9 protein-coding genes and 1 tRNA gene are annotated in these 16,664 nt (G+C 44.2%); 3 read left to right on the top strand and 7 right to left on the bottom strand.

The annotated features are described in order from the left end of the window. Positions 1–79 precede the first annotated feature (79 nt). On the top strand, positions 80–826 hold the full coding sequence (locus tag BUQ91_RS13510; protein ID WP_074209648.1) for an acyl-[acyl-carrier-protein] thioesterase: 747 nt from the start codon (positions 80–82) through the stop codon (positions 824–826). Positions 827–916: 90 nt separating this feature from the next. Here BUQ91_RS13510 and BUQ91_RS13515 read toward each other — a convergent pair whose 3' ends face one another. The 3 genes from BUQ91_RS13515 to BUQ91_RS13530 form a co-directional block, all read right to left on the bottom strand. Continuing rightward, complete coding sequence (locus BUQ91_RS13515; protein WP_074209649.1) at positions 917–1,687, bottom strand: hypothetical protein; 771 nt, start codon at positions 1,685–1,687, stop codon at positions 917–919. 326 nt (positions 1,688–2,013) lie between these two features. Further along, complete coding sequence (locus BUQ91_RS13525) at positions 2,014–3,885, bottom strand: nitronate monooxygenase family protein (protein WP_074209650.1); 1,872 nt, start codon at positions 3,883–3,885, stop codon at positions 2,014–2,016. Between the two features lie 165 nt (positions 3,886–4,050). After that, positions 4,051–4,956 carry a ComEC/Rec2 family competence protein gene (locus BUQ91_RS13530; RefSeq protein ID WP_074209651.1) on the bottom strand — a complete coding sequence of 302 codons (906 nt, stop codon included), beginning with the start codon at positions 4,954–4,956 and terminating at the stop codon, positions 4,051–4,053. Between the two features lie 135 nt (positions 4,957–5,091). On the opposite strand from BUQ91_RS13530, the gene BUQ91_RS13535 reads away from it, so the two are divergent. Further along, complete coding sequence (locus BUQ91_RS13535) at positions 5,092–5,448, top strand: hypothetical protein (RefSeq protein ID WP_072829633.1); 357 nt, start codon at positions 5,092–5,094, stop codon at positions 5,446–5,448. A gap of 92 nt (positions 5,449–5,540) precedes the next feature. Continuing rightward, positions 5,541–5,614 (top strand) — tRNA-His (locus BUQ91_RS13540). A gap of 306 nt (positions 5,615–5,920) precedes the next feature. Here the strand turns inward: BUQ91_RS13540 and BUQ91_RS13545 are convergent. The 4 genes from BUQ91_RS13545 to BUQ91_RS13560 all read right to left on the bottom strand — a co-directional run bounded on the left by BUQ91_RS13545 (position 5,921) and on the right by BUQ91_RS13560 (position 16,633). Continuing rightward, positions 5,921–11,071 carry a M26 family metallopeptidase gene (locus tag BUQ91_RS13545; RefSeq protein ID WP_074209652.1) on the bottom strand — a complete coding sequence of 1,717 codons (5,151 nt, stop codon included), beginning with the start codon at positions 11,069–11,071 and terminating at the stop codon, positions 5,921–5,923. Positions 11,072–11,217: 146 nt separating this feature from the next. Further along, positions 11,218–12,162 carry a fibrobacter succinogenes major paralogous domain-containing protein gene (locus BUQ91_RS13550; protein WP_074209653.1) on the bottom strand — a complete coding sequence of 315 codons (945 nt, stop codon included), beginning with the start codon at positions 12,160–12,162 and terminating at the stop codon, positions 11,218–11,220. A gap of 48 nt (positions 12,163–12,210) precedes the next feature. Further along, positions 12,211–14,256 carry a fibrobacter succinogenes major paralogous domain-containing protein gene (locus tag BUQ91_RS13555; protein ID WP_254842367.1) on the bottom strand — a complete coding sequence of 682 codons (2,046 nt, stop codon included), beginning with the start codon at positions 14,254–14,256 and terminating at the stop codon, positions 12,211–12,213. A gap of 40 nt (positions 14,257–14,296) precedes the next feature. Then, on the bottom strand, positions 14,297–16,633 hold the full coding sequence (locus tag BUQ91_RS13560; RefSeq protein ID WP_074209655.1) for a fibrobacter succinogenes major paralogous domain-containing protein: 2,337 nt from the start codon (positions 16,631–16,633) through the stop codon (positions 14,297–14,299). Between the last annotated feature and the right edge of the window lie 31 nt (positions 16,634–16,664).

Raw genomic sequence — 16,664 nt, forward strand, 5'->3', positions numbered from 1 at the left:
TTATACATTTTTATCATACACTGTTTTTTCGGACGCATCCAAAGCGGAGCGAAAAACAAACAACAACGTGAGGAACAACATGGAACCGGAAGTCACAACCAAAAATTTTGAAGTACGTTTCTCGGACTGCGACCACCACAGCCGACTCAAACTTTCAAATCTCTTCCTGTTCATGGAAGAAACCGCTATCGCCGATGCCGAACAGAACGGCTTTGGCATTTGGAAAATGATGAAGGCGGGTTACACCACAGTCATCACGCGTATGAAAATTCGATTGCTCCACCACCCGGTCTGGGGCGAAAAGCTCTCTATTTCGACATGGGCAAAAGAAATCATCAAGGATAAAGTTTGTCTTAAAGACTATTCTATTCTCGACGCACAAGGACATTCCATTGCGCAGGCCACCTCTTCGTGGCTCTTGGTAAACATGAAAACTGGCAAGGCCGAAAATCCAGCCAACTCGCCATACCCCATTCCGCTGATTCCGGGCAAGAACGCACTCCCCGAAATGATGGATATTCTTGATCCGCAAGTGGAGCCAAAGGTTATCGCCCAGGAAACGGCAAAATACAGCGACCTGGACATGAACAAGCATGTGAACCACTGCCGCTATGTAGAATGGGTAATGGACTCACTCGATCCGGATGAACTCAGAACAAGAAGGATCCGTTCGATACAGATAAATTACATCACACAAATTCCGCTCGGTGGAAAAGTGAATATCGTAAGGTTCAAGAACACGAACCACCACGCCTACTTTTTCGGAATGAACGCCGATGACATGACACAATGTCACTTCCAGGCAAGAATCGGATTTGCGGATTAAGAGTTAGGGATTAAAGGCTAAAGATTAGAGGCTAGAGATGTCATCCTGAAGCCTGTAGGGCTGAAGGATCCAGTGCTATTTTTTACGACATCAATTCTCTTTGAGTTGAAGTGTGGGTTGGTTGTTCTTGATGATAATGTTTGACGAGCCTTGTGATGCTGGGGTGCCGTTGATTTTATAAGAAGGCTGATTTGCAAAAAAATTCTTTAACGGCTTACGGACAGGAAGCATTTTTTGATAATACATTTCACAAAAATTTTCGGGAACAGCTCTAAAATCTGGTAATTTGTCAAAATTTAGTGTTCCATCATCTTGAAATTCACATTGGATAGCATACGATTTATCCCCTGTCAGCATATTGCACAAAGCATTGTATTCAAACCTATCGCTGTATTTTTTATAAATAAAATATATTCCCTCATCTCCATTATAACAAAAATTATCTAAAGAATACAGCAACGCAAAGTCATTGATTGAAAAATTTTCAAATGAAAATTCCTTTTTCACAACCTTATGTTCTAATGAATCATATACTAAAGAATCGTTTAAACAACTTATAAAAAAATAAATAGAATCTCTTGTTGGAGGGTAATAATTTAATTGCAAGAAATTCAACATTTCACATGTTAAACAGAGCCCAAGTACATCAAAATTAAATTCAAATCCAGAATTTTCAAAGTCCTGAAGTTTCCCCATATAAGGGAACGGTTTTATCCATGGATCGCCTTTATCGGTCCACTTATGGTCCGGGAACCAGAAACCTTCTGTAACACCATGACATACTTGTAAATCACCTTCCCAAGTTTTAGCAAAAGCGGTGAAACATAAAAGAATCAACAAAGTAATTATAATCTTTCTCACATTTCACTCCTTTTTCTGGTACGGCGGAAAAAGAACTTGCAGCACCCTCTTATTAACCAATTCAAGCCCTGTACCGTCCAACGCCTTTGTACGCCATTGTATATATTGAATTCCCAGAATTTATCAAAAGTTTTCGAGTCTGAATCATAGCCGTCAATCATATCTAAAGCAGCCTTGGCATCAATACGCCCCCATCCCGTCGCAAAATCCGGCCCTTGCGTGTAGGGAGTACTTTGTCTTTTTTGGAATTTTTGAAACATTTCACGGCACACAAAAAAAATATGATAATTCAGGGGTGAAAGGAACATCAAATCGCAAAAATAGCTTTACATTTTTAAAGTTACTGATTTCAAAATTTTTTCTTCGACCTCAAATGCGCTTGGTTTGTCTTTGGGAGTCAACCGCGGACCGGTACCGTAGAGATGACGCATCATTTCGAACAGCGTATATTCGCGGTCAAAATAGCCAATGTCTGGATTCGGGCAAATGGTGACCGGTTCGCGAGTGCGAGCGGGCTGCGAGCCACGAGCGACGGCGACACATTCCGGCTGGTAATGGAGCGAGGGATTTTTCTCACGAATTTCTTCGCGGCCGGCATTTCCGAGGAATCGGCAGATGCACTCGCGAGAAAGAGTCTCGCGACGGAGCGCATTGTACTTTTCGTGAATTGTATGGATTCTATCGGTCGCGACGCTCCCTCCAGAATGACAGTTCGTTTGTTCGTTATTGATTCTATCGGTCGCGACGCTCCCTCCAGAATGACAATCCTTTTGATCGTCAATTCCGCACGTCATCCTGGAGCCGGAGGCGATAGGATCCAACGACGAACGACAAAATGCCGCGAGTTCTTCCTTTTCCAAGCGGTCAATTTCCGCGAGGCGCCACACAACATACTCGCGGGAAGCTCTGCACACGGGATGGTCAAAACCCGGAATCTTTTGACAAAGATAATGTTGACGGCACGGGAATCCCGGCTTCAATTCCGGCAATCCAAACTTTTCGCTTTCTGGCGCAAAAAACTCTTCGACTTTTTTACGGCAAAGTTCTGCTGCTGTCGAAGTGCGCAAATTCACAAACGGGATTCCGAGCGGTGATGCATGGCTGATGTACACATCTTCCGGCGTCGCGGCCGCAAGCATGCGGCGGGTGGCTTTGTCCATGCTTGTCGCTTGGGGTACAAGTAAGAACGGAGTTCCGACACCAACGCCATCAATCCCAAGCGACATGATTTTTTCAATGTCTTCGGGGGTACAAAGCCCACCCTGCGCGGTAATCCGCGCCGGCGCCGCCGGCGGAACAATTCCCTGAACAGGCACATTCGAACCTGCAGACCGTGCGGCAGTTTCATCCGCAGAAAAAGTCGCATTTTCAGCAGACTGCGCAAACTTCGCAATCATCGAGCGCGTGGTTTCAAAAAGTTCCTTGCGCTTTTCAACAAATTCTTGAACAACATCAAGCAACAACTTCTTGGACTCAAAAAACGCATGACCACCGCAGTTCACGCCCGATTCAATGCGGTATTCGTAAACTTCCAAACCCTTCTTCGCCAAATAGCGCCCTTGCACAAGCGCCGAGCGGTAATCCGAGACTTTCAGAATAATCTTTTTCGTTGGAGCCTTGTCACGAGTTCTATAAAAATCCTTATACTTTGCAATTTCCTCAAACACAGCCAAGTTCACGCCCGCACTCAGAACAAGCGAGCCCTTCACCTTCGAAACCGCAAAACCGCGAACCGCATCGAATGCAGCCTCGTCATGATTGAGGCCGACCATGATGTTCGCCTGGATTTCACCCGGTTCCATTTTTTCGGTAAGTGCCGCCTCGGCCGCAATGCGGGCAAGCCCCGTCTTTGCAAAGATGCCATCATACTCTACGCGGAGCCTTGAATCTAACGGGAGCATCAAAAAATAAAGGTCCTTGTCGCTACCGCCATCAAAACGTTCCGCACAAAGTCTCGTAAACTTGCGATCCACTTCGTCCGCCACAAAATCCAAATACGAACGAATGCGCCCAATGCGGGTTGTCTGCGGGGAGCCCAAATCAAGCCCGAGCCGTTCTGCATAAGCCATGCGGTATTCTTCGAGGAGGCCATCATCCACAAGCGAAATCACGGAGGTAATGCCCAAATGCGCCACGCGAACAGGCGTATCGGCCGTGTAGCAAATGCCCATCACCGGAATGTGAATCTTGTGAACCATAACCCTCGAAAATCTCGCGAATACCCAAAATGCGGTGAAACAATATAAAAAATAACTAGATCCTTCAGTCACTTCGTTCCTTCAGGATGACGAATGCGGAATGACATGCTCATTCAGGATGACGAGATGGCGATTCCCGCTCGGTGGCGGGAATGACATGTACCCCTACGGCACAAACACACCCATGCTAGGCGAGAGCTCGAAGCGGATGGAACCTTGCAAATCAGTGCGATAAAGCCTTGCAGAATCCCCGAGCACCAAGTTCAGTTTACGAACAACAGATGGCACCGGATGTCCATAGCGATTCCCTGCCCCGACGCTCACAAACGCATATTCCGGTGACACCCGCGATAAAAATTCTAATGTATTGCTCCCCGCCGACCCGTGATGCCCCACCTGCAAAAGTTCCGCCGAAAGCGTCGGATTCATCTCGAGCAGTTGCCGTTCCCCCACCGAATCCAGGTCCCCCGTCAAAAGCAACTTGCCTACGCCCAACCGTCCAAGCAACACCATGCTCGCCCGATTCTCGCCAACCCGCGTGTACCGTGTTGGCCACAGCACATCAAACCGCGGGCATTCATCAAGTGCACATTCCGCCCCTGCAACAACATTCCCGCCAACAGTCAAGCCATTAACCCCCTCCCCAAAACTTACGCTCTCGCCTCGCAATAGCGTATCTATCAAGCTCCCCATCGAACGCGCCACCCGCAACACACTGTCGCAAAAGAAACCGCAAGACGTGTCGGCCCCCACGTAAAGCCGCCGCACAAATACGCCCCGCCCCGGAAGCTCCATAAAGCCCCCAATATGGTCGCGATGGAAATGACTCAGCACTACCCAGTCAAGCGTATCGACCCCTCGTGCCACAAGCGAATCCACCACGCCAACCGAATCGGGCCCGAAATCGTACATGGCGTAGCGACCGTCCCATTCCAGAAGCACCGCAAGCCCCTGCCCTACATCGATTGCCGTAACATTCAAGGTCGACTCCCTCTCCGCCGATTCACTCACGTACATGCAGCCGCCGAGAACCATCGATACAGCCACAACCAAAGTCCAAAAAAGATTCATAAACGCTCCTTTTTACCGTTTCTACTTATATAACACGCTTTTTTCGCAAATTTGGACTAAAACACCCCTCACAAAAACGAACTTTTTTACAAAGCCCCCATTTTTTTATTATCTTTACAGCTAATTGAGGTCACTATGCAATTACCTAAGTACAAAAAGAAGAAACGCATCAAGCTCAAAGTCTGTCAGGAACCCGGTTGCGGCCGCGAATTCTGGGGACACCCGATTGCGAAGTATTGCGAACTGCACCGCGACATCAAGCAGCGCCAGAAGCAAAAGAAGGACATCGAGAACATCGAATCCAAGAACATCATCTTCCGCCACAACTATACGGAAGCCATGGACCTCGAATTCAAGTGCTGCCTCGATGGTTGCGATAACACCTTCACTATCCGCATTTTCCCGAAGCAGTACGTTTACCCGCGCTTCTGCATGGAACACAGGAACGACTTCAAGCGTGCCAACTTCCTCAGAATCATGCAGAAAAAGTAACTTTTGCACCTAAAAACAAGTTTTTTGGAAAAAAAGTTGTCGCCATCCCTTGAAATTTGGGATGGCTTTTTTATATTTGGTCTCGCTACATGGTGGATGTAGCTCAATTGGTTAGAGTCCCAGATTGTGATTCTGGATGTTGCCGGTTCGAGTCCGGTCATCCACCCGCAAAAGACCCCGCTTCGGCGAGGTCTTTTTTTTGTTTTTGATATTGCCCACGCTCCAAATCGCAGGAACATCTCATAAAAAAACAAAACCGGCCACAAGGACCGGCATTTAATTCACTAAAATGAGTTTGCGCTTACGCTTTCGCCAACTCCATAGACTTATCAAAATCGCTCATATCTACAGTCATAAGATACCTCGAACTAAAATTACTCAATTTGACCTCACTTTGCAATATCTTGAAAAAAAGACCCGCAGGCTATTTAACCCACGGATCTATCGAATCGTCAATCAAAAAATTAGAGAACTATTTTTTCAGGAGCATCACTTTTTCGGTCGCCTTGCCGCCAACCTGCAAAATTCCTATGTAACGCCCGTGAGCAATTTTCGCAACATCAAGCGTTTCGAAATGCGAGCCAGTCGCACGACGGCCAAGGTCGAAAGCCCGCACAACACGCCCCTGCATATCGACGAGCGAGAACTTTACATTACCCGATTTCGGCAATTCGTAGCGAAGCGACACAAGATTTCCATTGAGAGCAACATTAAAACGACCGCGAGATTTCTGTGCAATCATTTTTACGGAGCCATTCAAAGTAAGCTTTGTCTGCGCAGCATCACTCCAAATAGTATCGCCCGCAAATACAATCCCCACGCGATAATCAATATTGAAGTTCCCTGAAGCGACAGCCCCTGCCTTTTCCAGCGAATCAAGGCATTTTTCGCTCGTTGAGTCGAACTTGACAACCAAAGTATAAGATGGATCGAAGACAATCGCATTTTTCTGCAAATCAGCACGAACCGCACTAACCTTAAACTTATCTGCATCGTACTTCAAGTCAACTTTACCTGCATAAAACACGTTTGGCAAACCGCGCAACATCGGATAAGTAATTCCTTCCTTAATATCCCAAATTGACTCAAAGTCAAACCCAGTAAAATTATTTTTCGTTCTTATTCCGATAGAATCAAGAGCTTGGCCATAATATTTTTCATCTTCGATATAACAAAATTTTGAAGATGTTTCGAAAAATACGTTTTCAAACGTTTTTGAATCATTCAGGGCGTGATAATTAAATTGACAGGAATTGCTAGCAATAAAGCTATTCTTGATACCATCCTTCTCATTTTCAGGTCTATTGGTATAAACAAAATATTGCAACCCTATAGCATAGCAATTTTCAATGGATTTATTGTTTTGATTGACAAAAACATCGTTTTCATATCCAATGATATAAGCTCTATCAATAGTCCCATAGTTTTCGTAAACCAAAGCATCTGTTGAATCAATCATAGCGAACGATTTTATAATAGTCCCCTTGTTAGTATCCACTAAGCCGCTTCTTCTCCCTCCATGGAAAATAAAGGCTCCCGTAGTATGGCAGTTTTCTATAACGCCGTTATTTTCGTAAACAAGGGCTGCACCACTTATGGAGCCTTTAACAACAGTAGTCGAACTGTTCACGATAGTTCCATTATTCTCGAAAACAAGACCCGCTCTTTCTATAGGACCTTTTACATGGACCGCATTAACAAGGCCATAATTTTTTTGAGCAAGTATCCCAAATACGCGAGAACTGTCCGTAAGCACAATGCTCAAGCTGTCAACTTTCGCTTCTTCGCCAATCGTTCTGAACAGTCCCACATTACCCATATGCAAATTCTTTATCGAATAGCCATTTCCATGGAACACGCCCGTAAAAGTCGATTCCCCATCACGATCGTACAAAGCTCCAAACAGCTTACGACAATTATCTCGATAAGTACCAATAGTCGCAAATCCATGCCACACAGAGCACCGAGAAGACCCATCTGCATAATGTATATAATACTCTTCATTTAGCGATGCAGACGCATCAATGTCATTTGCAAGGCTATAGATTGCAGACATTTTATATTTTCCATAACCAATAACCTTTAAATCATCGTATGTTTTAACAAGGAATGGATCCTTTTCTGTACCAGAGCCTTTCATTTCATATTTTAATTCACGCTCACCATCTCGTACAGGACGGACATCTGTACCAGCCCAAATAAGTCGTGGATAATAATCTGCATCTTTTTTTGTCCATACATTTTCAAAATCCCAGTCCTTATACGAGGAAACATCCAGCATTTCTGCGGTAGTCAAAGCTTTACCAACAGAACTTTGATTATACTGCCAAACTTCCTTATCGTAATAAACAGAAGTAAAAGTTGAACCCGAACTAGAACCAACTAGATTTCCCGTTTTAGAATTCCCCTGTACATGACTAATAGCATAAAGGTTTTTATATGTAGATGCAGAATCTATTCCAGAAATACCTCCAACATAAGATTCGCCTGTCACCGTTGCCATAGCAATATCATTCATATATGAAGCTTTTTGAGATTCTCCAGCAACTGCCCCTACATATTTTTCGCCTATAGCATTTCCATCCGCAATAACTTGACTTGCGGAGCCACCCTTTTTGGAACCAAAAAGCATCCCAACATAACTATTTCCTTGAATTGTAGAATTAAAAATCCACACACGTTCAATCGAGGCTCCCTTGTCAACGCCAGCCAAACCGCCCGCATAGTTTTTGCCCTTGATAACCAAAGAATCCAACATCAAGCCCGTTACCTTGGCCTTCGGCGAAAGCGAACGGAAAAGTCCCACAGATTCTTCATCTGGACGATTGATATATAGGCCTGTAATCATTTTATTATTGCCTATAAAGACACCACTAAATTCAGGAATCGGTTTAAAGCCCTTGCATTCCGTTCCGTCACTGTTGCAGTCTTCTCTCTCATTTTCCCATACATAAATATTATCTGTAAGTTTGTAATAAAGGTCTGTTTTGTACTCATACTTGCCAATATACTTGAGGTCATCGTAACTAGAAATAAGATACGGACTTTCTTCTGTACCTTCACCAAGCAAGAAATTTACAGAACCATCATCCTTAATCATGCTCGGCAGCATCGGGTCCATTCCCTTGAAGTACGGGTAAGATTTTCCTTCCTGGATTTCCCACACAGTCTCGAAATCATAGTCCTTGAATGTCGCCTGCTTGAGCATTTCTGCAGTCGAAAGGCCGTTCATATTTGCGCCGCCATCGGCATCAACGTGTCCAACAACAGTGCTATCAAAGAAGCAGTTTGTCGAATCCGCAGCTCCAGTCCACATATTGGCAAAGCCATAGCCTTCGTATTCACCACTATTATCTTCAGGAGTCTTTACGATACTTGCAGAATAAGAACGATGAATTGCAGGGTCTTCGACATAATACCTCAAAGCAACAAAACCGAGAAGTCCACCAACAACCTCACGCCCCTTTACAATGTTAATCGAGAATGCATCATGCAAAACAGAATAATGGAAGTTACCAACAACGCCACCCACATTTTTACCACCCTTGACATTTCCAGTAGCGGCAATCACGTCAAGGCTATCCTCATAAGACAAACCAATCAGGCCACCCACATTTCTTATTCCATGCGCTTCGCCGTTTAACGAAACAACATTGGTCACTACGGAACCATACATTTCGCCAGCCAAGACACCGACATTCCAAGCCCCAGAAACTTTTGCATTCTCGAACCTTAAGTTCTTAATCGTTGCGCCCTGCACATAACCGAATAACCCCACCGAGCCATAGCTCGATTCTATCGTCAAGTTCTTGATGGTGTGATTCTTTCCGTCAAACGTTCCTAAAAACACCGCAGTCTCGGAGCCAATAGGTACAAAGTCTGATGCAGAAGCATCAATATCATCCGCGAGTTCGTAATTAGCCCATAACGGGTGACTAGCTTCATTGCCAATTTTCTTCAAATCATCTAAAGACGCAATTTTGATGATATTCGGAACAGCCATGTAGCTTGTCGTACCCCACACCGTATCGGAGCCATCGACATAGCCAATTCTATAACCATAGTAGATAGAATCTTTCTTATCATTCAATCGGTTCCAACGCAACCACGTTCCAACCAGTTCATGCCCCACATCGTTTTTTGCAGCCACAACCGGTTTTTCCGTCCAGCAATCAGCACTAGTGGGGATTGCAATTACACCAGTACCAAAATTGCCAGCAACATGTTTCAAGTAAGGGTATGATTTACCTTCATCGATACCCCAGACTAGCGTATCCCAGCCAACAAAACTCGCAAACTTCATCATCGCAGAATCAGAAAGCCCTACACCACCAGCGCAAGATTCCAGACCCGACAAATCAATATTCCAATAAGAAGCACTATCGGCATCTCCATCACCAACCAAGCCACCGACCCTTTTCAAGGAACCATTCGAATTAACTTCAATCTTTCCAACAGCATAGCTAGTAAAAACATTTCCGCCACTTCCGAGCAAACCACCAATGTCAAAATAATCCACATCTGACGCTAATCTCGATTTCACCATTCCTATTGCATAAGAATTGATGATGCCCCCACCATTGTTGCGTCCAACCAATCCACCTAAATCCGTCTTTCCTGCAACACTACCCGTTGCAAAAGATTCTTCAATGTGTGATTTATTTATTCCAACCAAGCCTCCGATTTCATCACTAAACGCACAATTTCCGTTTGGAGATTCACCAATATCTACCGAAGCATAACTTCGCCAAATGGCCGAGCTATTATACCCAACAAGTCCACCAACTTGACTAATACTCAAACATTCCATCGGTACAATAATCCCGGTCGCATGGCATTCTTGTAAAGTTCCGCGACTTTCACCAACAAGTCCACCTATTTTTTCGCCATAACGAGAACGATCTAGACTTTCCGTATATGCATAAATCTCGACATCAGCAAAACTCTGGGAAATAAGCGCCGACGAATATCCGACCAAGCCCCCCACCTTTCTTTTACCCTTGATTGCGCCTTGATACGAAGAATGACGGATGTCAGTATGGTCTCCATCATCAATTTCGCCAACAAGCCCGCCCACATAGCTTTGTCCCTGAACTTGAGCACGTGTAATATGGACATTGGCAATAGTACTATGCGAAGCCTGGCCCGCCAAGCCACCAACATAATACGAAGTCGGGTCATGATCATCATCGGCACCACCAAGAACACTCAAACCATCAAAATTCAAGTTCGATACAGTTCCTTTCAAGACCGAAATAAAACCGATTTTATGTACGCAAGGGAGCCAAATCCTTAAGTCACGAATGTTATGTTCCTTACCATCAATGCTTCCGGTAAATTCCGAATTACCAGCAGCATCAGCGTTCAAGCCAATGGAAATAAAACCATTGCAACCATCCTGATTGCACATTTCTTTCTTCGAAGCAGACGCATCAATATCTTTTGTCACGATGTAATTTGACGAATAAAGATAGGCGTTCTTGCCTATCGCCTTGAGGTCTTCGTAATCCTCAATCTGGAAAGGATTTTCAGCAGAGCCATCGCCCTTCATGGAGCCATTTGCGGCAAACGCAGGCACCGCAAGCACGGTCAACAAAACTCGAACAACATTTTTTAAATTCATATTATTTCTCATCCAACTTTAAATTTAATCCTTGATACAACGGATAGAGTATCCGGCACTCTTTTCATACGGCAAATAAACAGGAGCATAATCACTATAATCTAAACAAAAACCAATTGCACCATCAACTCCACCTTCAGCAGCACTTAAATAACGCCATCGTCATTAATGCAGCGAATAGACAAAGACCGAAGCTTAAGATTGTAATCTATCTTAGCCTCATCGGTATGAAACCCCAATCTTAAAGTCTGCGCGCCCACGGAATAATATTCAGTAACACTCCAAAATTCCGTAGTCAACCCTTCACCACGAAAAGTCCCAGGCTCATCAAATCGTTCGCCTGCCGGCATCGCCGAAAAACCAACCCTATCAGAACCATTTCCTCCATTATTCCAACCAGCCTGAGACTTAAGGACTTTTCCCGCAGCAGAAACGCCTCCAACAGTAGCAACTAAAGTATCAAATTCCGCTTTTGTTGGTAAATGCCAACCATTTGGACAAATCCCCTGATAATTATTGGTAAATGGACATACTTTACCATCACCGCAAGCGTACTCACCAGCCTTCGCATGACCGATCGAATCCATAGCAACAGCCCAAGTATAAAGACGTCCAGAGACATCACAATGCTGCTCAATTCCATGACACGTAGCTCTATAACTTAAATCCGAAGTAAAATAATTCAGATTCTGAGCCATCCATACTTGATTGCCAATTTTCACGGTTTTATAGACTTGACCATCACGAGAATCCGTCATTTCACCATACTTAATATCGGGATTCAAGTAAGCTTCTTTTGGAATACTCCAATCTAGGCATTTCTCAAAACAGTATAACGACGAAGCAATCACCTTGCTACTACTAGAAGGTGATCCCGGAACGGAATCCGGGATGACAGCGCCAGACGAACTGCTACTGGATTCCGCCTTGCTGCTCAACGTTACCGAACTACTACTAGATTCAATTTCGGAACCGGATGAAATTTCATAAGCACCAACAATATCGTTGCTATCGGAGCAAGCCCAGAACATAGCAGTAATTGAAAAAAACGCAAAAACTTTATCCCATTTCAAAAACAAATAATTACGCATATTAAATTTCTCCTTTTTAAACACTCTAGATATTTTCCTTTTTTAATTTCAGTTCTTGACACAACGGACAGAGTAAGCGTTATCCTTAAAACCATCACTAAAAGAATCAATTCCATCACTTGCAATCATAATACTGTAGGCGTGAAAATTCCTTTCTGCATTTTCTGTAGAAGTCCAAAGGTAAGCCGTACTACCAACAACATCATACGTGCCACTGCGATACAAAAAGCCACCCGGCAAAGCAGAAAAACCATAATCATCAGTACTTTCAAAATAAAGCCAACCTGCTATTGACTTGAGTTTTTTACCAGCAGTTTCCCAGCCTCCAACAGCCGTTATCAAAGTTTGCCAATCTGTTGTATCTGGCAAATGCCAACCTGCAGGGCAAACTCCCTGCACCGCGTATTTCGGCGAGCACATAACGCCATAGCCACAGCCTTTTGCACTATCGCTCCACACGCCAGCGCTATCCATCGCAGCAGACCAAGTATAAAGGCGACCATATTTTCCACAATAACTGATGCTATCGTTATAGCAATAACTGTTATCCGTTTTGTAATTCAGATTTTCAGCCATCCAAATCTGACTGCCAATTTTTACAGTCTTGTAAGTCCGTCCATCACGAGAATCCGTCAAGGTGCCATAAATTTCTTCTGGTCCATTTTCGCCATCCTTGAGGCAACGGATAGAAATTCTGGAATTTTTATCATGGCAACCTATTTCCGTAGAATCAGAAGCGCCAATCAAACTCATACTATTCGCACAAACATCTAACTTTTCAGATGAACTCCAAAAATACGCAAACGACTCGACCTCGCTAACGTCAATACTATCATAGCTAGCACGAATTGCAGAAAATCCATAAGCATCCGAGCCATTGAAACCATCGTTCCAACCATTAGTAGACTTTAGCACTTTACCAGCTATCGAATCACCGCCCACAGCCGAAACAAGTTCTCTCAACTCAATATCCGTAGGCAAATGCCAACCAGAGGGGCACGCATCTAAAGCAGCAGACCAATCGTAATTGCGACCATATTTAGTACAGTTGGAATCCTGATCTTTATAGCAATTACTGAGTTCTGTTTTGAAGTTCAAATTTTCGGCCATCCAAACCTGATTGCCAATCTTTACGGTCTTGTAAACTTGTCCGTCACGTTCGTCGGTAAGTTCTCCATATTCGCACGTGTCCGTGCTATCGGTTTTGCAAGGAGTCGCAGCAACAACGCCATTAGACCCTTCGGCTCCGCTCAGGGTGACACCAACATTCTCAATCTGTTTTTCGAACGACGGGATTTCATCGGTGTATCCCCAGCTTTCGATGTTCTTGCGAATGGAATCAAGCTTACCACTCGTCGTTGCAGCAACAGCCCAATTTGCAATTTCTGTTTTTATCTCGCTATCATTCCATTCACCGTCTTCAGCAAAGTCATCGGCAAACTTCTCCAAGCGTTTCACAAGTACACCCACATCTTCATCTCCCTGCAAAAGAATACTCACCGCCAAAAGTGCCGCATTTTCTTCGTCTTTTTCAAAGATATTCAATTCTTCGAATTTGAGATTTTCGTCCATCGCACTCGCCATACCGAACGACATGAGGACTTCTTTTTCGGCTTGCGCCTTCGCCTCCGCAAAAGACATTTCTTTATCAGCAGCAAGGTTCATCACGCGGTCATATTCCAAATGAGTGAGCACGTTGACGTTTACGTTCTTGCGGTCTTTGAGGTTTGTAATCGTCCGAAGTGTTATCTTATCCGCAGATTTCACTCCTGTAACTTCGTTGAGGTAGTATCCGGAAATTTCAAAAACGGCACATGGCGAAGACAAGTTTATACTTGAAACATCATAGTCGCCCTTGTCACTCTTGACCGTACTTTCAAAACGTTCGCCTGTCAGTTCCATCGTCTTACAGTCAATCCCCTGCACAGTCACGGCAGAACCTTTAACAAACGGTCCTTTTTGTGTAACGCCCGCTACGTTCAAATCCGCGATAATTCCCGCATCTTCTGTAGTGCCGCCAGCAGTTTTATCGCCGTCGGAACAAGCCCAGAACAGGGAGACGAATATAAGAGTAAACAGTTTATTCCATTTCATACGCATTTCCATCTAATGACCATTGACCAACCACTACTTACTAATTCTTTATGCAACGGATTGAAAAACCGCTATCCTTGAAGTCACCCGTGTAACCGGTACCACCATAAAAAATTCTGAACGTATAGCCCAATTGCTTGTCACGCGTATTCTCAGTAATGCTCCAAAAAAAGGCAGTCCGGTCATCAGGAGCGAATTCTGAAAAATCATAATCACGATACTTATCCCCAACAGGATACGCCGAAAAACCATAATCATCGGTGCCGTTAGCTTCTTCAAACCAACCGACACGAGAAGCGAGCTTATAGCCAGCTACACTCGCATCATCCGAAACTTGGAAAATCAACGTACGCCATTCCGTTGTATCGGGCAAATGCCAACCTTCAGGGCAAATGCCTTGATACTTCGCGGGGAAATTACAATTCGTCCGGTATCCACAGAATTGCGGATTTTCGGCATCGTTTGCGAGCTTTATAGAATCAACCGCAGCAGCCCAAGTATAAAGGCGGCCACCAAACTCACAATTTTCAGGCTTATCACCATAGCACCAATTTCGCTTCAAAAGGCTCGGAGTATTTACACTATCCGCATAATTCAAATTCTGGGCCATCCAAACCTGAGTGCCGATTTTGATGGTCTTGTAAACTTGCCCATCTCGTTTATCCACAATTGAATCGTATTTAATGTTCGGATTCAAGTGATCTTCTTTAGGAATGCTCCAGTCAATTTCATACGGAGACACAAACGCTTCACCACTGCTACTACTCAAATCAGCATTGCTAGAAGAACTTGATAACGACACAGCAGCCGGTTCATCTCTAACGCAACGAACAGAATGGCCATTGTCCTTAAAGCCACATGAAAACCAAACAGAAGCATAAAAGAAGTCTGCGGAACAAGAAGAACGATTATCTTTCGATTCTTCAGAAGCTGTCCAAAAATGAACATCTCGGCTATCTTCAAAGAAAGATTGATCTCGATACTTTTCGCCAGCAGGGAACGCCGAGAAACCAAAATCATCAGTACCAGAATCTTCATACATTCCAATATGCGATTCCAGTCTTTCTCCGGCAATATCATCACCACCGGCAAAAGAAATCAGGGTTTTCCACTCGGTCGTATCCGGCAAATGCCAACCTTCAGGACAAATGCCACGCATCTTTTCTGTAAACACACAAGATTCCCCAAAGCCACATTTCTGAGGCTTTTCGGAATCTGTTGCAAGCTTCACCGAATCAATAATAGCAGCCCATGTGTACAAACGTCCTGCGACATCACAATTTTCAGATTTGTATGCAAAGCACCAGCTACGTTTCAAAAGACTTGGAGTTTTCACACTATCGGCATAATTCAGATTTTGAGCCATCCATACTTGAGAGCCAATCGTCACCGTCTTGTAAACTTGTCCGTCACGGCTATCCACAATGGAGTCATACTTTATTTCAGGATTTAAGTACGCTTCCTTAGGAATACTCCAGTCAATATAAAAACCACTATAATTTACTGAAGGATACTTAACAAGCGCCGTTTCACCGAAGTTCTTTATGAATGATTCAAATGAAGGAATTTCACTTGCAACGCCCCAACTTTCAATATTCTTTCGAATCGAATCAAGTTTACCATCGGCAGCGGCATCTTGAGCCCATTTCGCGACTTCAAGTTTTGCATAGGAATCATACCATACGCCACTCTTTGCAAAAAAATCGTTGAATCTTTCAAAGCGTTCTCCAAGAGGCATGTCATCAAATTCCGCCTGCATCATCACACTTATAGCCAACAATGCCGCATTTCCGTCACCTGCTTCAAAGATGTTCAGGTCTTCGGCTTCTTCAAAATCACCCTTGATATTGAACGCTGCAAATATTTCTTTTTCAGCCTGTTTTTTCGCATCAGCCAAAGACATCTTGTTCACAGTAACCAAGTACATCACGCGTTCGTATTCCAAATGCGTGAGCACGTTGATATTCACGCGATCTCGATTCTTGAGATTCGTCACCGCACGGAGTGTTAACTTTTCGGAAGAAACCGCTCCTGTAATTTCGCTCAAGTAATAACCAGAGACCTCGAACACGGCGCATACCGAGGACAAGTTAATATCATCGACCTCATAGTCACCACCATTACTCTTGACAGTGGTTTCATAAGATTCGCCTGTAAGCTCGAATGTTCTGCAATTAATACCTTGCACAGTCACGGCAGAGCCCTTGACAAATGGGCCCTTTTGGGCAACGCCTGCCACGTTCAACTCGGCGATGATTCCCGCATCTTCCGTAGTGCCGCCAGCCATGCCCTTATCATCAGAGCATGCCCAAAGCATCGCCCCGACAATCAGGGTTTCTGCAATTTGGAACCATTTCTTAACCAACCACTTATTCATACTAATCCTTCTCTTTTTTCCAAACACGAAT

The organism is Fibrobacter sp. UWB11 (assembly GCF_900143015.1).
Classification (GTDB): Bacteria; Fibrobacterota; Fibrobacteria; order Fibrobacterales; family Fibrobacteraceae; genus Fibrobacter.

Coding starts and splice junctions, on each gene's coding strand:
- BUQ91_RS13560 (WP_074209655.1), bottom strand. CDS start 16,633: ATGAATAAGTGGTTGGTTAAGAAATGGTTCCAAATTGCAGAAACCCTG.
- BUQ91_RS13530 (WP_074209651.1), bottom strand. CDS start 4,956: ATGAATCTTTTTTGGACTTTGGTTGTGGCTGTATCGATGGTTCTCGGC.
- BUQ91_RS13535 (WP_072829633.1), top strand. CDS start 5,092: ATGCAATTACCTAAGTACAAAAAGAAGAAACGCATCAAGCTCAAAGTC.
- BUQ91_RS13510 (WP_074209648.1), top strand. CDS start 80: ATGGAACCGGAAGTCACAACCAAAAATTTTGAAGTACGTTTCTCGGAC.
- BUQ91_RS13550 (WP_074209653.1), bottom strand. CDS start 12,162: ATGCGTAATTATTTGTTTTTGAAATGGGATAAAGTTTTTGCGTTTTTT.
- BUQ91_RS13555 (WP_254842367.1), bottom strand. CDS start 14,256: ATGAAATGGAATAAACTGTTTACTCTTATATTCGTCTCCCTGTTCTGG.
- BUQ91_RS13525 (WP_074209650.1), bottom strand. CDS start 3,885: ATGGTTCACAAGATTCACATTCCGGTGATGGGCATTTGCTACACGGCC.
- BUQ91_RS13545 (WP_074209652.1), bottom strand. CDS start 11,071: ATGAATTTAAAAAATGTTGTTCGAGTTTTGTTGACCGTGCTTGCGGTG.